Source organism: Massilia aurea, assembly GCF_024753205.1.
GTDB lineage: Bacteria > Pseudomonadota > Gammaproteobacteria > Burkholderiales > Burkholderiaceae_D > Telluria > Telluria aurea.
On sequence record NZ_JANUGZ010000003.1, the window covers coordinates 135,798 to 153,736 of the forward strand.

Consider the following 17,939-nt stretch of genomic DNA (forward strand, 5'->3'; position numbering starts at 1 on the left):
GCTCCAAAGCAACGTCCACCGAAAACTCGTATCATGATTCTTTGATATGGCCTGGCGCCGATCCGCGCCAGTCCCTCAGCATACCGGCCGCGGCGCCCCTATCCGCGGCGCCGCAGTCCGACCCCAACGGAGGCAACTATGCAACATGCGTCGCAAGCGGCTTTGTTTTCCCTGATTGGCGATACCCCGATGGTGGAAGTGACCCGCATCGATACGGGGCCCTGCCAGCTGTTCCTGAAGCTTGAATCGCAAAACCCGGGCGGCTCCATCAAGGACCGCATCGGCAAGACGATGATCGAACAGGCCGAGCATGACGGCCTGCTCAATCCCGGCGGCACCGTCGTCGAAGCCACTGCCGGCAACACGGGCCTGGGCCTGGCGCTGGTGGCACGGATCAAGGGCTACCGCGTCGTACTCGTCGTGCCCGACAAGATGGCGCCCGAGAAAATCCTGCACCTCAAGGCGCTCGGCGCCGAAATCCACCTGACCCGCTCCGACGTCGGCAAGGGCCACCCGGAGTACTACCAGGATCTCGCCGCGCGGCTGGCCAAGCAGATTCCCGGCGCCTGGTTCGCCGACCAGTTCAACAACCCAGCCAATCCGCGCGCCCACGAAACCACAACGGGCCCCGAGATCTGGGACCAGGCCAAGCACAAGCTGGACGCGATCGTCCTCGGGGTCGGTTCGTCCGGCACGTTGACCGGCCTGTCGCGCTACTTCAAGAAAGCCGCGCCCCAGCTCGAATTCATCCTGGCGGATCCGAAGGGCTCGATCCTGGCCGAATACGTCGAGACCGGCCACGTCTCGCAGCAAGCCGGCTCGTGGGCCGTGGAAGGCATCGGCGAAGACTTCATTCCCGGCATTGCCGACCTCACCCGCGTCAAGAAGGCCTACACGATCACCGACGAAGAAAGCTTCGCCACGGCGCGCCTGCTGCTGCAGCAGGAAGGCATCCTGGGCGGCTCGTCCACCGGCACGCTACTGGCGGCAGCGCTCAAATACTGCCGCGCGCAGACGCGCCCCAAGCGCGTCGTCACGTTTGTCTGCGACACGGGGACGCGCTATCTCAGCAAGGTGTACAGCGATGGCTGGATGGTCGACCAGGGCCTGATCACGCGCCCGAAAACAGGCGACCTGCGCGACCTGATCGGCCGCCGTCACGATGCCGGCGAAGTCATCACGCTGGCGCCGTCGGACACGCTGCTCACTGCCTTCAACCGCATGCGCTCGAGCGACCTGCAGCAACTGCCCGTGATGGACGCTGAAGGACGCCTGGCGGGCCTGATCGATGAATCCGATCTGCTGCTGAAAGTGACGCAATCGAACGACCATTTCAGCGCGCCGGTGTCGTCCACGATGACAGCCGACCTGCAAACCCTGCCCCCTGGCGCGAGCATGGCGCAACTGCGCGACATCCTTAACCGGGGCCTTACTGCCGTGATCGCCGACGGGCCGCAGTTCTTTGGCCTGATCACGCGCTACGACCTGCTCAATCACCTGCGAAGGACACTCTCGTGACCCATCCGGACACCAAACATACCATCGAATTCAAACGCCACCTGGCCACCCGCGTCATCCACGGCGGCCAGTCGCCCGAACCCGCGACCGGCGCCGTGATGCCGCCGATCTTCGCCACCTCGACCTATCGTCAGGAAAGCCCGGGCGTGCACCAGGGCTTCGATTACGGGCGCTCGCACAACCCGACGCGCTTTGCGCTCGAACGCTCGCTGGCCGACATCGAGGGCGGTCGCGCCGCCTTCGCGTTTGCGTCGGGCCTGGCGGCGATTGCCGCCGTCCTGGAACTGCTCCCGAGCGGCTCCCACGTCGTGGCCGGTGACGACATGTACGGCGGCACCTACCGCCTGTTCGAGCGCGTGCGCCGTGACAGCGCCGGGCACACGTTCAGCTACGTCGATTTGTCCGACCCGGATGCGCTGGCCGCCGCCATCACGCCGGCCACTCGCATGGTGTGGGTCGAGACGCCCACCAACCCGATGCTCAAGCTGGCCGACCTGACCGCCATTGCGAGCCTGTGCCATGCGCGCGGCATCCTGTGCGTATGCGACAACACGTTCGCCAGCCCGATCATCCAGCGCCCGCTCGAACACGGGTTCGACATCGTCGTGCACTCGACCACCAAGTACATCAACGGCCACTCGGACGTGATCGGCGGCGTGGCGATCGTCGGCGCCAACGACCACCAGACCGGCCTGGCCGAAAAACTCGGCTTCATCCAGAACTCGGTGGGCGCGATCCAGGGGCCGTTCGACAGCTTCCTCGTGCTCCGCGGGATCAAGACCCTGGCCCTGCGCGTGGAGCGCAGCAGCGGCAACGCGCTATTGCTGGCGAACTGGCTCGAGCAGCAGCCGCAGGTCCGCAAGGTGCACTATCCGGGGCTGGAATCGCATCCGCAGCATGCACTGGCGCGCAACCAGATGCATGGCGGTTTCGGCGGCATTGTCTCGATCGATCTGGACACGGACATTGACGGTGCGCGCCGTTTTCTCGAAGCGTGCGAAGTGTTCACGCTGGCTGAAAGCCTGGGCGGGGTGGAAAGCCTGATCGAGCATCCGGCGCTGATGACGCATGCGAGTATTCCGCCGGAGCGGCGTGCCGAGCTGGGGATTGGCGATGGGCTGATCCGGTTGTCGGTCGGGATCGAGCATATTGATGATCAGCGCGAGGATTTGCGGCGGGCGCTGGCGGCGATTTGATTATGTGAATTGCCGTCATCATCCCGGATGACCGTGCCGCCAACCATCACCGCGTGGACGGCGCAGCCGCCTCGCCGGCCGCATCCACCCTACGCTAATAACAATGGCCCTTGGGCACGTAACTTGAACGTCGCCACCAGCGCCGATAGTTCCGCGGCCTGCTGGCGCATCGAGGCGGCTGCGGCTGCCGCCTCTTCCACCATCGCCGCATTCTGCTGGGTCGAGAGGTCCATCTCGGCAATGGCGCGGCTCACTTGCGACACGCCGTTGGCCTGACCGGCGCTGGCGGTGTGGATTTCGCCCAGGATGCCTGCCACGTCATGCACGTGCTGCAGCATGGTGCGCATTGTTGAGCCGGCTGCTTCGGCGATGCCGGTACCGGCCTCGATCTCGCGTGACGACTCGCCGATCAGCTTCTTGATTTCTTTCGCCGCGCCAGCCGAGTGCTGCGCCAGATTGCGCACTTCGGCTGCTACCACGGCAAAGCCGCGCCCCTCGCTGCCGGCACGCGCCGCTTCCACCGCGGCGTTCAGAGCCAGGATATTCGTTTGGAAGGCGATGCTGTCGATCATGCCGGTGATGTCCACGATACGCGCAGCCGACGCCTTGATCGCCCCCATGCGCACGACCAGCTGACCCACGGCCTGCGCGCCCTCGGCGGCCACGCCGGACGCCGTCTGGGCCAGCGCATTGGCCTGCTGCGCGTTGGCGTTGTTGCTGGCGATGGCGCCCGACAGTTCATCCATCGCCGTCACCGTCTCGCGCAGCGATTCGGCCTGGCGCTCCGTACGGATCGACAGGTCCTGGTTGCCTTCGGCGATTTCGCCTGAGGCGGCGTCGATTGCCTGCGCCCCTTGCAGCACTTGCGCCACGGTACCCGACACGCCGTGCGTCATGCCATTGAGAGCATCGAACAGGCGGCCGATTTCGTCCGTGCGGGTGTGGCTGATGGTCGGGCGCAGGTCGCCATGGGCCACCTGCTCGGCCAGCGTCGCCGCTTGCCTGAGCGGGCCCACCAGGTTGCGGGTCAGGAGCCATGCCAGGCCACCGGCCACGGCCAGCGCCGCGCCACCCAGGGCCAGCAGCAGCGTCTTGCTGAAGCTCGATTCCGCTGCCGACGCGTCGGCCAGGCGGTGCGCTTCAGTGCTCTCGTGGGTCAGCAGGCCCTCGAGCGCGGCGACTTCGGCGCGATAGGCCGGCTCCCAGCGCTTGGTGAGGATGTCTTCGACCAAGCCCGTCTGGCCCAGATCCTTGGCCTTGAACAGGTCGGCCTGGATCGCGGCCAGCGCCGCCTTGTTCGCACTGGCGCCTTCGATCAGCGTAAGCTCCTGGGGCGTGGCCGGCAGTTTGCCCAGTTTTGCCTCGATGTCGCTGGCGAGCTTGCGGCCCTCGGCCAGTTGCGCGCCGAAGTAATCGCCCAGTTCCAGGCTGTCGCTGCGCGCGATCGAGACGGCGCGCGAGCCGTTCAGGCGCGCGATGCCCAGCAGTTCGGACGTCAGCTGCTGCTTGGCCAGCTTGTCGTCGACCAGGTTCGACGTGATGACGTCGGCCGCGTGCATGCGCCAGACGGCAACGGCGGCGATGAGGACGATGACGAGGGACAGGATGCCAAAGGCGCCGATGAGCTTGGTAAACGTGTTGCGCGGTGCGAGTCGCATTGGGATCTTCGTGAGAGTGAAACAGCGTGTACGCACAGTGTAGGAAGCAACGATGACAGACATGTGAAATGACGCCTAGGTAACTGTGATTGCATTGAAGGAATGCGCAATCAACGTTACGTGTGGGTTCCGCTCGGCATAAAAAAAGCCCGCGGCACTTGCGTGCGCGGGCTTTTGCGGGAGCGAACCTGCTTACTCGATTTCAACCGTCTCGGCCGGGGCCGGTGGCGGGCTGACATCGCCCTCGGGGAATTCGAGGACAACCTCGTCCTTTTCGTTCAGGTCGACCGTCACGCGGCCACCGTTGGTCAGGCGACCAAACAGCAGTTCGTCGGCCAGGGCCTTGCGAATCATGTCCTGGATCAGACGCGACATTGGTCGTGCACCCATCGACGGATCGAACCCTTTCTGGCCGAGGAACTTGCGCAGCTTCTCGGTGAAGATGGCTTCGACTTTTTTCTCGTGCAGCTGCTCTTCGAGCTGCATCAGGAACTTGTCGACGACGCGCAGGATGATGTCTTCGTCCAGCGCGCGGAAGCTGATGATCGCATCCAGACGGTTACGGAACTCCGGCGTGAACATGCGCTTGATGTCGCCCATTTCGTCGCCCGCTTCACGCGAGTTGACGAAGCCCACCGAGCGCTTGGTCAGGCTTTCGGCGCCCGCGTTCGTGGTCATGACGATGATCACGTTGCGGAAGTCGGCCTTGCGACCGTTGTTGTCGGTCAGCGTACCATGGTCCATCACCTGCAGCAGGATGTTGAAAATGTCCGGGTGGGCTTTTTCAATCTCGTCCAGCAGCAGCACGGTGTGCGGCTTCTTGGTGATCGCTTCGGTCAGCAGGCCGCCCTGGTCGAAACCAACGTAGCCCGGTGGCGCGCCGATCAGACGCGAAACAGCATGCCGCTCCATGTACTCGGACATGTCGAAGCGCACCAGCTCGATGCCCAGGATGAAGGCGAGCTGCTTGGCGACCTCGGTCTTGCCGACACCGGTCGGACCCGAGAACAGGAACGAGCCGATTGGCTTGTCCGTCTTGCCCAGGCCAGCACGCGCCATCTTGATCGCGGCCGACAGCGCCTCGATCGCCGGGTCTTGCCCGAACACGACGTTGCGCAGATCGCGGTCGATCGTCTGCAGCTTGCTGCGGTCGTCCTGATTGACCGACTGCGGCGGGATACGCGCGATCTTGGCAATGATGTCCTCGATCTCGGTCTTGCCGATCGTTTTCTTCTGCTTCGACTTCGGCAACACGCGCTGTGCAGCGCCGGCTTCGTCGATCACGTCGATGGCCTTGTCAGGCAGGTGACGGTCATTAATGAAGCGCGCAGCCAGCTCGGCGGCGGTGGTCAGGGCCGAAGCCGAGTACTTCACGCCGTGGTGCTCTTCGAAGCGCGATTTCAGGCCACGCAGAATCGCGATGGTCTGCTCGACGGTCGGCTCATTGACGTCGACCTTCTGGAACCGGCGCGACAGCGCGTGGTCTTTTTCGAACACGCCGCGGTACTCGGTGAACGTGGTCGCACCAATGCACTTGAGCTGGCCATTGGCCAATGCAGGCTTGAGCAGGTTCGATGCGTCGAGCGTACCGCCCGAGGCCGAACCGGCGCCGATGATCGTGTGGATCTCGTCGATGAACAGGATGCCGTTCGGCGTGTCCTTGATCTGCTTGAGCACGGCCTTCAGGCGCTGCTCGAAATCACCGCGGTACTTGGTGCCGGCCAGCAGCGCGCCCATGTCCAGCGAGAACACGACAGCGTTCTGCAGGATTTCAGGCACGTCTTCCTGGACGATGCGCCATGCCAGGCCTTCGGCGATCGCGGTTTTACCCACGCCCGCCTCGCCCACCAGCAGCGGATTGTTCTTGCGGCGACGGCACAGGATCTGGATGACGCGGTCGACTTCTTCTTCGCGCCCAATCAGCGGATCGATCTTGCCATCGGCTGCAGCCTTGTTCAGGTTCTGCGTGAACTGGTCCAGCGGGCTTTCTTTCGCCTGGCCTTCGACCTGCGCTTCCTCGACGCCTTCCGGCGCCTTGGACGTGTCGACCTGCTGGTCCTTGCGCACGCCGTGCGAAATGAAATTGACCACGTCGAGACGGGTCACGCCCTGCTGGTGCAGGTAGTACACCGCGTGCGAGTCTTTTTCGCCAAAGATCGCCACCAGCACGTTGGCGCCGGTGACTTCCTTCTTGCCATTGGACGCCGACTGCACGTGCATGATCGCGCGCTGGATCACGCGCTGGAAACCAAGCGTCGGCTGGGTGTCCACCTCGCCCGTGCCAGGCACGGTCGGGGTGTTGTCGCCGATGAAATTCGTCAGGGTCTTGCGCAGGTCTTCAATATTGACCGCGCATGCACGCAGGACTTCGGCGGCCGAAGGATTATCGAGCAATGCCAATAGCAGGTGTTCCACGGTGATGAACTCGTGGCGTGCCTGGCGTGCCTCGACAAAGGCCATGTGTAGGGATACTTCAAGTTCCTGCGCAATCATACTTCCTCCATCACGCACTGCAGGGGATGCCCTGCCTTGCGTGCATGCGTTAAGACAAACTCCACTTTGGTACACGCTATATCTTTGGAAAACACGCCGCACACCCCTTTACCATTCTGGTGCACCGACAGCATGATCTGCGTGGCCGTTTCCCGATCCTTGTTGAAATACTCCTGGATCACGGCCACGACAAATTCCATCGGCGTGTAATCATCGTTCAGTAGCGCCACCTGGAATAGCGGAGGCGGTTTGACGGTCTGCCGCTCTAGCAGTTGTTCAGTATCGTGCTTCGTTGCCATGGGGTATTCTAATACTTCCGAGGTTAGTGCCGAGCGTAAATATCAGCTCGTTTTCTGATATTTCCATCTTACGCTTTTTCGGATAACTGCGCAGATGGCGTTTCGATTGCCGAAATCAAGTCCGACGCACAGGAATTCGATGAAAAATTTGACAACCCGCGCCCCAAACCCCTTGACTTACGTGATTATTCCACCAACAATGCAGTCATCAACTTTGTACTTATGTACTCGTTGATAAGAAGTGAGCAGGCTGAGGAGGGCAAGAGGTTTCTTGCTTTTGTGGCTCGTGTGATTTGTTAAATTTGAAAGTTCTTTTATGGCAACTGGTACTGTTAAGTGGTTCAATGATTCCAAAGGCTTTGGCTTCATCACGCCTGATGACGGCGGCGAGGATCTGTTCGCACACTTCTCCGCAATCAACATGAACGGTTTTAAGACCCTCAAAGAAGGTCAAAAAGTCCAATTCGAAGTCACGCAAGGCCCTAAAGGCAAGCAAGCTTCCAACATCCAGGGTAACTAATCATTCCCCTACCGGAAGTGAAAAGCCCCACTCTCGCAGTGGGGCTTTTTTTCGCCCGCCGTACCAGCAACGACGGGCTGCACGTCACATCTGTTCGATCAGCACTTCGCCAAAGCCCGAGCACGACACCTGCGTGGCCCCTTCCATCAGGCGCGCGAAATCGTACGTCACTTTTTTCGACACAATTGCCTTGCCCATCGCCGCGATGATCAGGTCGGCCGCCTCGCTCCAGCCCATGTGGCGCAGCATCATTTCGGCTGACAGGATCAGCGAGCCTGGATTCACGTAATCCTTGCCGGCATACTTTGGCGCCGTGCCATGCGTCGCTTCGAACATCGCGACGGAATCGGACATGTTCGCGCCCGGCGCGATGCCGATGCCGCCGACCTGGGCCGCCAGTGCATCGGAAATGTAATCGCCATTCAGGTTCAGCGTGGCGATCACGCTGTACTCGGCGGGACGCAGCAGGATCTGCTGCAGGAAGGCATCGGCGATCGAATCCTTGATCATGATGTCGCGCCCGGTCTTCGGGTTCTTGAGCTTGCACCATGGGCCGCCGTCGAACAGCTCGGCGCCGAATTCCTTCTGCGCCAGCGCGTAACCCCAATCGCGGAAGCCCCCTTCGGTGTACTTCATGATATTGCCCTTGTGGACCAGGGTCACCGATGGCTTGTCGTGGTCGATCGCGTACTGGATTGCCTTGCGCACGAGGCGTTCAGTGCCCTCGATCGAGACGGGCTTCAGCCCCAGGGCCGACGTGGCCGGGAAACGGATCTTCGACACGCCCAGCTCGGCCTTCAAAAATGCGATCAGCTTTTGCGCACCTTCCGAACCGGCCTCCCATTCGATGCCGGCGTAGATGTCCTCGGAATTTTCACGGAAGATGACCATGTCGGTCTTTTCCGGCTGCTTTAGTGGCGAGGGCACGCCGGTAAAATAGCGCACCGGGCGCAGGCAGACGTACAGGTCAAGCTCCTGGCGCAGCGCGACATTCAGCGAGCGGATGCCGCCGCCGACGGGCGTGGTCAGCGGACCCTTGATCGAGACGACGTACTCCTTCAGCACATCCAGTGCTTCGGCCGGCAGCCAGACATCGGCGCCGTAGCGTTTGGTCGCCTTTTCGCCGGCAAAGATCTCCATCCAGGCAATGCTGCGTTCACCGCCATAGGCCTTGTGCACGGCCGCATCGACCACCTTTTTCATCACCGGCGTGATGTCCGCGCCCGTGCCGTCACCCTCGATATACGGAATGATCGGCGTGGCCGGCACGTTCAGGCTGAAATCGGCGTTGACGGTGATCTTCTGGCCCGCAGGCGGGACGGTGATATGCTGGTACATCAAGTTCTCCAGGTGGGTGGCGAAAGGCGGTGAGAACGACGTGACGAACGACGTTACTAACTCGCTTACAATGTCGCCGTTGCCAGCGTCAGCCGAGGGCTGCTCTTCATTATGCCCCAGTATTTTGCCATATTGCCACGCTACCGGCTGGCCGCCCTTTCATTCGTTTCTCTGCACCTCCATGTCCCTGATCCTTTTCAATAAACCGTTCCAGGTCCTGTGCCAGTTCTCGCCCCAGGAAGGCCGCGAATGCCTTGCTGACTATCTCAAGATTCCGGGCATCTACCCCGCCGGCCGGCTCGACGCCGACAGCGAAGGCCTGATGCTGCTGACTGACGACGGCCAGCTCCAGCACAAGATCGCCCATCCGGATCACAAGGAAGCCAAGACCTACCTGGTGCAGGTCGATGGCGTGCCCGATGCCGCCGCCATGGCGCGCCTGCAGGCGCCGCTGGACCTGGGCGACTTCGTCACCAAGCCATGCCGCGCCGCGCGCATCGCCGAGCCCGAGTGGCTGTGGCCGCGCAATCCACCGATCCGCGCGCGCCAGGACAAGCCGACCAGCTGGCTGGCCATCACGCTCGAAGAAGGCAAGAACCGCCAGGTGCGCCGGATGACGGCGGCCGTGGGCTTGCCGACGCTGCGCCTGGTGCGCAGCAGTATCGGTCCGTTTTCCCTGAGCACGCATCCGTTGCTGCCGGGCGAATTCATCGACGTGCCGGCCTATTCGCGCCACGCGGGCAAATAAAAAACCCGCCGACCTTGCGGTCGGCGGGTTTCAGTTACAGCAGCCGTTCAGTTCAGGCGAACGAATCGATCGCTGCATTGAAGGTGGCGCTCGGACGCATCGCGGCCGTCACCTTGGCTTCATCCAGCTTGTAGTAACCACCGATATCGACCGGCTTGCCCTGTACGGCCAGCAGCTCGGCGACGATGGTCGCTTCGTCGTCGGCCAGCTTCTTGGCCAGCGGCGCGAACGTGGCGGCCAGTGCGGCGTCGTCGGTCTGCGCAGCCAGCTCCTGCGCCCAGAACAGCGACAGGTAGAACTGGCTGCCGCGGTTGTCGAGCTCGCCGGTCTTTGGCGATGGCGACTTGCGGTTGTCCAGCAGCTTGCCGGTGGCAGCGTCCAGCGTGCGGGCCAGAATCTTGGCCTTGTGGTTGCCGGTTTTCAGGCCCAGGTCTTCCAGCGACACCGCCAGCGCGAGGAACTCGCCCAGCGAGTCCCAGCGCAGGTGATTTTCTTCGACCAGCTGCTGCACGTGTTTCGGCGCCGAACCGCCAGCGCCGGTTTCGTACATGCCGCCACCGGCCATCAGCGGGACGATCGACAGCATCTTGGCCGACGTGCCCAGTTCCATGATCGGGAACAGGTCGGTCAGGTAGTCGCGCAGGATGTTGCCGGTCACCGAGATGGTGTCCAGGCCGCGCCAGACGCGCTCGAGCGTGAAGCGCATCGCGCGCACTTGCGACATGATCTGGATATCCAGGCCGTTCGTGTCGTGATCCTTCAGGTAGACCTTGACCTTCTTGATCAGTTCATTTTCGTGCGGACGATACGGGTCGAGCCAGAACACGGTCGGCATGCCCGAGTTGCGCGCGCGCGTCACGGCCAGCTTGACCCAGTCGCGGATCGGTGCATCCTTGACCTGACACATGCGCCAGATATCGCCCTGCTCCACGTTCTGGCTCATCAGGACTTCGCCGGTGGCGAGGTCGGTGATATTGGCCACGCCGTCTTCCTGGATCTCGAAGGTCTTGTCGTGCGAGCCATATTCTTCGGCTTGCTGGGCCATCAGGCCAACGTTCGGGACAGTACCCATCGTCTTCGGATCGAAGGCGCCGTGCCATTTGCAGAAGTTGATAATTTCCTGGTAGATGCGCGCGAACGTGCTCTCCGGGATGACAGCCTTGACTTCTTTCAGGCGGCCATCGGCGCCGTACATCTTGCCGCCGGCGCGGATCATCGCTGGCATCGACGCGTCGACGATGACGTCGTTCGGCGAATGGAAGTTGGTGATGCCCTTGGCCGAATCGACCATGGCCAGTTCAGGACGGTGTTCCTGGCAGGCGTGCAGGTCGCGGATGATTTCTTCGCGCTGCGACGATGGCAGGTCGGCGATCTTGTTGTACAGATCGGCCATGCCGTTGTTGACGTTGATGCCCAGGCTCTCGAACAGCGCGCCGTGCTTGGCGAACGCCTCCTTGTAGAACATGCGCACGCAGTGACCGAAGACGATCGGGTGCGACACCTTCATCATCGTTGCCTTGACGTGCAGCGAGAACAGCATGCCGGTGGCGTGCGCGTCTTCGATCTGGGCTTCGTAGAAGGCCAGCAGCGACTTGCGGCTCATGAACATCGAATCGATGATTTCACCGGCCAGCAGCGAGACCTTTGGCTTGAGCACAATGGTCTGGCCGCTCTTGGTGACCAGTTCCATCTTGACGTCGCGCGCAGCCTCGACCGTCATCGACTTTTCGCCGTGGTAGAAGTCGCCTTCGGTCATGTGCGCCACGTGGGTGCGCGATGCTTGCGACCATGGGGCCATCGAGTGCGGGTTCTTGCGCGCGTATTCCTTGACGGCGCGCGGGGCGCGGCGGTCGGAGTTACCTTCGCGCAGGACCGGGTTCACTGCCGAGCCGATGCACTTGCCGTACTTGGCCTTGATGGTTTTTTCTTCGTCGGTCTTTGGATCCGACGGGTAGTCAGGGATGTTGTAGCCCTTGTCCTGCAGTTCCTTGATCGCGGTGGTCAGCTGGCTGACCGAGGCGCTGATGTTCGGCAGCTTGATGATGTTGGCGCTCGCCTCGAGCGTCTTCTTGCCCAGCTCGACCAGCGAATCCGGCACGCGCTGCTCCGGGGTCAGGTTTTCCGGGAATGCCGCCAGGATACGGGCCGCGACCGAGATGTCGCTGGCAGTAACGGTGATGCCGGCCGGCTTCGTGAAGGTGCTGACCACAGGCAGGAAGGCGTGGGTCGCCAGCAGCGGCGCCTCGTCGGTCAGGGTGTAGATGATGGTCTGATCACTGCTCATGCACATTTTCCTCGGTAATCGCGACAACGTCGCGCGTAGTAAAAACTGACAATTGGCCACAGCCCATCACTGGATGAGCCGCGGGCACTGGGCGCCGATGCCGGACATTCTACCCCCGTCAGTGACGGGAGGGCCAGCGCACACGGGCGTCCATGTTCACCGGTTGACGCAGCCGCTTCGTGCAAGGCCGCACAACCCATGTTTGACACCAGTCTTCTATAAGACATAAGACGCGCCATATTATGCCCCACCTTTGCGGCGGACACCAGTTTTTACGTTATCGACAACCCTGCCATGCATTCCGGATGGAAAAATGGAAGCGCCAAGCAAAAAAACCCGCCAGGACCGAAGTCGGGCGGGTCTTTCCACTGCACAGAACTTGCCTGCGCGGCCCGAAGGCCGCACGCACGCGGGCTTTACGCCGACAGTGCTTTCAGGGCTGCAGCCAGGCGGCTCTTGTGGCGCGCTGCTTTGTTCTTGTGGATGATTTTCTTGTCAGCGATGCTGTCGATTTTCGACACGGACTGCTGGAAGATCAGGGTCGCGGCTTCTTTGTCGCCAGCCTGGATGGCTTTGCGAGCTGCCTTGATTGCGGTGCGCAGGGTCGAACGCTGCGACGAATTGTGCGCGTTTTGCTTAACTGCTTGACGAGCGCGCTTGCGCGCTTGTGCGGTATTTGCCATGGAATTTCCTAAATCGGGGTCAAGTTGCGTTTGCAAACATTAGCGACTGTTAAACCGGCGCAGGAGCCTGCCCAACGATTAGTGTCTGCTAACAGAATTCAGTACAGCCCATGATTATAGCGAAGCTTTCATGTCTGGGCAATTCAAAATTCAAAGATTGTCGGCCAGATGTCTGTACCGGTCGAGTTGCACCAGTATAATCTCGCGCCATGAACCTGCTCAGAACCCTCGCCGCCATCTCCAGCATGACGATGCTTTCGCGCGTCACCGGCCTCTTGCGTGAAAGCCTGTTTGCACGCGCTTTCGGCGCCTCGGCGTATACCGATGCCTTCATCATCGCGTTCCGCCTGCCCAACCTGCTGCGGCGCCTGTTTGCCGAAGGGGCGTTCTCGCAAGCCTTCGTGCCGATCCTGTCCGAATACAAGACGCAGCATGGCGACGTGGCCACCAAGACCCTCGTCGACCATGTTGCCACATCACTGCTGTGGGCCACGGTGCTCACCAGCATCGTGGGCATCATCGGCGCCCCGCTCCTGATCATGGTCCTGGCGGGCGATCTGCGCGAAACGCCCGGCGCCTACAACGCGTCGGTCATCATGACGCAGATGATGTTCCCGTACATCGCCTGCATGTCGTTCGTCGCACTGGCCGGCGGCATCCTGAATACCTGGCGCCAGTTCAAGATCCCCGCGTTCACGCCGGTGCTGCTGAACCTGTCGTTCATCTTCGCTTCGCTCGTGCTGGTCAATTACCTCGAGCAGCCGATCTATGCGATGGCGATTGCGGTCTGCGTCGGCGGCCTGCTGCAGGTGGCGATCCAGATTCCATCGCTCGTAAAAATTGGCATGCTGCCGCGCATCTCGTTCAATCCGTTGACGGGCCTGCGCGACGCCGGCGTGCGCCGCATGCTCAAGAAAATGGGCCCGGCCGTGTTCGCCGTGTCCGCAGCGCAGATCAGCCTGTTGATCAATACCGGCATCGCCGCCAGCCTCGCTGCCGGCGCCGTCTCGGCCCTGCAATATGCCGATCGCCTGATGGAATTTCCAACTGCGATGCTGGGCGTGGCCCTGGGCACGATCCTGCTGCCGTCGCTGTCGAAAGCCAATAGCGAAGGCGACACCGCGGAATACGCGGCGCTGCTGAACTGGGGCCTGCGCCTGACCTTCCTGCTCGCGCTGCCAGCGGCGGTGGGCATGGCAACGCTGGCGGTGCCGATGATCGCCACCCTCTTCCACTACGGTAAATTCGACGATGCGGCCCTGGTCAATTCATCGCTGCCGCTGATGGCCTACAGCGCCGGTCTGCTCGGCATCATCCTCGTCAAGATCCTGGCGCCGGCGTTCTACGCCCGCCAGGACGTCAAGACGCCGGTGCGCATCGCCGTTGCCGTGCTGGTTGCCACGCAGCTGATGAACCTGATCTTCGTGCCGCTGATGGGCGTGGCGGGCCTGGCCCTGTCGATTGGCCTGGGCGCCTGCATCAATGCGACCTGCCTGTACATTGGTCTGCGCAAACGCGGCATCTACACGCCGCAGCCGGGCTGGGGCAAGTTCTTCCTGAAGCTCGCGATCGGCGTGGCGGCGATGGGCGCCGTGGCCTGGTTCGGCCAGGCGCAGTTCGACTGGGCGGCGATGAAAGCCACGCCCGGCCTGCGCATCGGTGCGCTGCTTGGCATCATCGTGGCCAGCGCCGTGACCTACTTTGCGATGCTCGCGCTGCTGGGATTCAGGCCGCGCGACTTCCGGCGCCGCGCGGCCTGAACGCCCCTCAGTCTGCGCTGCCCCGGCGCAGCGCTGCGATCCGCGCTACAGCGTTGCGCTGGTTCGGATCGGCCGCGACGGCTTTTTCGTAGGCCGCAATGGCTGACTTGGTGTCACCGAGCGCTTCATATGCCTCGCCCTCACTGTCGAACGCGTTGGCGTACGTCGGTTCGAGGAACGTGGCCAGCTTGAACAGCTCGAGCGCGCCGCGCGCGTTCTTTGCGCGCAGCAGCTGGTAGCCCAGCGTATTCATGCTCACAGGGCTGAGTTTGAAGCCGGACGAGCGTGCCACCATCCCGGCGTGGATCGACTTCGCATCCCGGAAGCCCGCCTTGGCGAACGCACGCAGGAAGTCGCCTTCGCCAAGGACCACATCCCGGGCCGGCGAAAACGCCATCGACATCACCTGCGGGCCGATACCATGGCGCGCCGGCGACTGCTTCAGCCATGCGAGGGCATCCGTGTCCCGCTTCAGATACGCGTCCAGGAACCGGCGCACATACAGTGCCCCGCTGCGGTACGCCTGCAGCACATCGGCACGCGCATAGTCGCCAAACGCAGCGTCGTCGGCAAAGCGCACATGCCACGCGCTGAAATCCGCATGCGTCATCGGCGGCAGCGTCGCGACATACACGTCGGAATAGGTCATCGTGTTGAGGTAACTCTTGCCGAGCATGTCCTTGCGCTCCATGACTTCCGCGGACGGCGCACGCGCGCCCAAGTACAGCATCGGCACCGCCGTGCGCGCTGGCTGCACATAACCCGCGGCGCCCCACACCTTCGGGTGATACCGGATGGAGCCGTCCAGGCTGACCAGCGCCTTGATGCGGCTGGAACGCGCCGCGGCAAACACATTGGCCATGCCGCCCCAGCTGAAACCTGCCGCCGCGATGTTGCCGATATCGGCCTGCGGCAGCGTCTGCGCATAATTGGTCAGGAAGGCGATATCGGCAGCCTGCGCCTCGACGCCTTCGACGTCGTCGGTCATCATGACCGAGCGCGCGCCCAGGCTGCGGCTGGCGAGCACCACATAACCATGGCTGGCCAGGTATTCGCACAGGTCGATGTTTTCATGGGCTTGGGCGGCAAAGCTGGGCGCGTAGATCACCACCGGAAAGCGGCCTGCGGCAGCGGTCGCATCACGCACGGCCAGCGTCGGCGCGCGGTACTGCGCGCTCTGCGGTCCCGCCATCCAGCCTGCCCGCTGCCTGGTTGCTTGGGCGGCCGGCGCGGTGAAGTCGACATCATTCAGGCTGGTCTGCTGATAATCTGCAGCCAGCATCGGCGCGCCGCCACCACGCCTGGCTGGATACCAGACAAGCATCTGGATTGGCCGGCCAGGCGCAGCATTGCCGGCCTTGCCGAATGCATCGACCGACGGCTCGAGCAACCGGCTGTAATCGTATTGCTGGATGACGCGCAGGCCGACGGCATGCGGGCCGGCTTCAGGGATCAGGTTCGGCGAGGCGGGCACGGGCACGCCTGCGCTGGCACTGGCACTGACGGCGATGGAAAGGACTATCAGGACGGGACGCAGGATCATTGGTAGCTTCATTCGGCCGCTCACTTGCCTGGTGCGGCCGGCGGCCGGATCGGCGTGTACTGCGCAGAGACCAGCTTCCAGGCACCGTCCTGCTGCTGGGCTACGAAGCTCGAGCGCAGCGCGGATGTGCGGGTTTGCCCGCCAGCGGTCATGGCATAGGACACCTTCGCGAGCACGATGGCGGTATTGCCCAGCACCCGCGGCGTGATCTCGTCGACGGTGATTGCCGGCAGCGGCTTGGCGTCATGCTTGACATAGAACGACAGCATCTTCGCACGCGGGTCGATCTCGCCGATTGGGGAAATCTCGATGTAGTTCTCTGCCGTCAGCGCTTCCAGCGTAGCGCGGTCGAACGTGCCCTGCGCGGTGGCAAAGCGCTGCACCAGCTCGCTGACCGACTGTTCGGGTGTGGCGGCGTGGGCGACCGTGATCGACAGGCAAGCAAGCGCGCCAGCAATGCATAACGTGTTGCGGCAACGGCGCGACAGGACATAGATCATGCGACTCCTCGTAAAGTGGGTCAACGCCGGCAGTGGCGTCGGGGTGACGGTCGATCATAGCAATCCGCGTTATGGTTGCCTATTGAAAACGGATGCATATGACTGCTGGGTTACTGTGGCGTGCCACTACAGTTCGCCACAACTCTTCACATTCACTGCAAATCGATAAAGTCTGTTACAGCAACTGCACTCTGCCGGTGCTGCTGCGACTTGTCTTGGGGGACAGCAGAGTAGCCGGGGTCAGGTCTGACATTCCGACACGGACTCTTCCTTAGTACCCTCGCCAGGGTATCCATAAATAGAATTTTTGCTGAGATCGTGTTCGAATGTCAGACCCGACCCCGTCCCTGCTAGCCCATTACCGTGCGCTCAGCGTAGGAACCGGCCCTTTGTGACAGTACAAAAATTTTACACCTTGGCAACCTGCTACGATAAACTAGACAGATGATATTCGACCAGAAGCGGGACGAAGAAAGGAACGGTGCGTGAAGAATATTCAGGTTTTTGATGGCGCTGAGAACGCGGTGTATGACATCTTCGCTGCGACTGATGAGGAATTTTCTCTCATTTTCCCGAATGGCTCAGACGTCGCTTTTATCGATGAGGTTTATCAAAATCATCCGTCGCAACCTTTGGACGCAGTTTTTACCGCGATCTGGAAACGCCGTGTACCCAAGCGCGAAGCGATGGGCATTCAGGGCATCCTCTTCTACGGGTGCGAACACAAGAAGATCTACTATCCTACCCGTCGCGATGAGCAGGCAGTCAATCCAGACGGCTCAACATTGCGGTAGAGAAGGTCTGCATTGTGTTGAAAGATACGAGTCGAGACCCTCAATGACTTTTCCAATCCGGCAAGCGTCTCAGCTAACACAAGCGGCAAGAACTGGGCAATAACAATCATTCAAGCTCTTCTATACTCACACCACGCGCCAATTACCCATGAATCTTGGTTCCGTCCGATGCGTGGTTATGGCCCTGTCCATATCTGTCGCCGTTGGCTTCATCGTTAAGGCATGCTCCAGTCCAGAGCTTATCGAGACCTTCGGCGAGAAAAGTGAATGGTCAACCCTTCAAGCGATCGAATTGCAGAACCGCAACGCAGCTTTGAATGCGCCAGTCATACGCAGCATGCACGACCGCGAAGTCCTTGGCGTCAGAGGGGTTTCAGGAGAAAACATTTGGATTCTATTACGCACTGAGTCGCCACCGTTCTACAAGCAAATGCCTATGGGACAATACGATATCCCAGCCTCCCTGGTTGATCAGCTGGAAAAAGAGCGTCGACTTTCTTACACAGTGACAGTGGTTCTGCGCTCTCACATACCAGAGAAATGAAGCAATCCCGGACTTTACTTGAATAGTAGCAATTCTTATATCACTAGTCGCATTTCCAGGA

At 61.6% G+C, this 17,939-nt stretch carries 15 protein-coding genes; 7 read left to right on the forward strand and 8 right to left on the reverse strand.

The features are described 5' to 3' along the window. Positions 1–138: 138 nt before the first annotated feature. Both NX775_RS11265 and NX775_RS11270 read left to right on the forward strand, forming a co-directional pair. On the forward strand, positions 139–1,518 hold the full coding sequence (locus NX775_RS11265) for a pyridoxal-phosphate dependent enzyme (protein ID WP_183550292.1): 1,380 nt from the start codon (positions 139–141) through the stop codon (positions 1,516–1,518). Next, on the forward strand, positions 1,515–2,714 hold the full coding sequence (locus NX775_RS11270; protein WP_258836103.1) for a trans-sulfuration enzyme family protein: 1,200 nt from the start codon (positions 1,515–1,517) through the stop codon (positions 2,712–2,714). The genes NX775_RS11265 and NX775_RS11270 overlap by 4 nt, the downstream gene beginning before the upstream one ends. Positions 2,715–2,803: 89 nt before the next feature. On the opposite strand, the gene NX775_RS11275 is transcribed toward NX775_RS11270, so the two are convergent. The 3 genes from NX775_RS11275 to clpS all read right to left on the reverse strand — a co-directional run bounded on the left by NX775_RS11275 (position 2,804) and on the right by clpS (position 7,164). Beyond that, positions 2,804–4,372, reverse strand: a complete 1,569-nt coding sequence (locus NX775_RS11275) for a methyl-accepting chemotaxis protein (protein WP_258836104.1) — start codon at positions 4,370–4,372, stop codon at positions 2,804–2,806. Positions 4,373–4,564: 192 nt separating this feature from the next. Then, entirely contained in the window at positions 4,565–6,865 is a 2,301-nt protein-coding gene (gene clpA / locus NX775_RS11280) for an ATP-dependent Clp protease ATP-binding subunit ClpA (RefSeq protein ID WP_258836105.1), read from the reverse strand. Continuing rightward, the gene (gene clpS / locus NX775_RS11285; protein ID WP_258836106.1) at positions 6,862–7,164 is read right to left on the reverse strand and encodes an ATP-dependent Clp protease adapter ClpS; all 303 of its coding nucleotides are present in this window, start codon (positions 7,162–7,164) and stop codon (positions 6,862–6,864) included. Before clpS ends, clpA begins: the two co-directional genes overlap by 4 nt. A gap of 316 nt (positions 7,165–7,480) precedes the next feature. Between clpS and NX775_RS11290 the strand changes: the two genes are divergently transcribed. Further along, on the forward strand, positions 7,481–7,684 hold the full coding sequence (locus NX775_RS11290; RefSeq protein ID WP_171084635.1) for a cold-shock protein: 204 nt from the start codon (positions 7,481–7,483) through the stop codon (positions 7,682–7,684). An 84-nt stretch (positions 7,685–7,768) separates the two neighbouring features. On the opposite strand, the gene icd is transcribed toward NX775_RS11290, so the two are convergent. Beyond that, positions 7,769–9,022, reverse strand: a complete 1,254-nt coding sequence (icd, locus tag NX775_RS11295; protein ID WP_258836107.1) for an NADP-dependent isocitrate dehydrogenase — start codon at positions 9,020–9,022, stop codon at positions 7,769–7,771. 181 nt (positions 9,023–9,203) lie between these two features. Between icd and NX775_RS11300 the strand changes: the two genes are divergently transcribed. Then, the gene (locus NX775_RS11300) at positions 9,204–9,770 is read left to right on the forward strand and encodes a pseudouridine synthase (protein ID WP_258836108.1); all 567 of its coding nucleotides are present in this window, start codon (positions 9,204–9,206) and stop codon (positions 9,768–9,770) included. Between the two features lie 52 nt (positions 9,771–9,822). Here NX775_RS11300 and NX775_RS11305 read toward each other — a convergent pair whose 3' ends face one another. Continuing rightward, positions 9,823–12,054, reverse strand: coding sequence for an NADP-dependent isocitrate dehydrogenase (locus NX775_RS11305; RefSeq protein ID WP_258836109.1), 2,232 nt, complete (start codon positions 12,052–12,054; stop codon positions 9,823–9,825). A 416-nt stretch (positions 12,055–12,470) separates the two neighbouring features. Continuing rightward, entirely contained in the window at positions 12,471–12,737 is a 267-nt protein-coding gene (gene rpsT / locus NX775_RS11310) for a 30S ribosomal protein S20 (protein ID WP_183550274.1), read from the reverse strand. A 209-nt stretch (positions 12,738–12,946) separates the two neighbouring features. On the opposite strand from rpsT, the gene murJ reads away from it, so the two are divergent. Then, positions 12,947–14,497: a murein biosynthesis integral membrane protein MurJ gene (murJ, locus tag NX775_RS11315; RefSeq protein ID WP_258836110.1), complete on the forward strand. Its 1,551-nt coding sequence runs from the start codon at positions 12,947–12,949 to the stop codon at positions 14,495–14,497. 7 nt (positions 14,498–14,504) lie between these two features. On the opposite strand, the gene NX775_RS11320 is transcribed toward murJ, so the two are convergent. Both NX775_RS11320 and NX775_RS11325 read right to left on the reverse strand, forming a co-directional pair. After that, positions 14,505–16,040: a dienelactone hydrolase family protein gene (locus NX775_RS11320; RefSeq protein WP_258836111.1), complete on the reverse strand. Its 1,536-nt coding sequence runs from the start codon at positions 16,038–16,040 to the stop codon at positions 14,505–14,507. A 20-nt stretch (positions 16,041–16,060) separates the two neighbouring features. Further along, a complete protein-coding gene (locus NX775_RS11325; protein ID WP_258836112.1) occupies positions 16,061–16,540 on the reverse strand; it encodes a nuclear transport factor 2 family protein in 480 nt (159 codons plus the stop codon). Between the two features lie 485 nt (positions 16,541–17,025). Here NX775_RS11325 and NX775_RS11330 point away from each other — a divergent pair, with 485 nt between their 5' ends. Both NX775_RS11330 and NX775_RS11335 read left to right on the forward strand, forming a co-directional pair. Beyond that, positions 17,026–17,334, forward strand: coding sequence for a DUF8220 family protein (locus NX775_RS11330; protein WP_258836113.1), 309 nt, complete (start codon positions 17,026–17,028; stop codon positions 17,332–17,334). Between the two features lie 148 nt (positions 17,335–17,482). Then, entirely contained in the window at positions 17,483–17,878 is a 396-nt protein-coding gene (locus NX775_RS11335; RefSeq protein ID WP_258836114.1) for a hypothetical protein, read from the forward strand. Positions 17,879–17,939 lie beyond the last annotated feature (61 nt).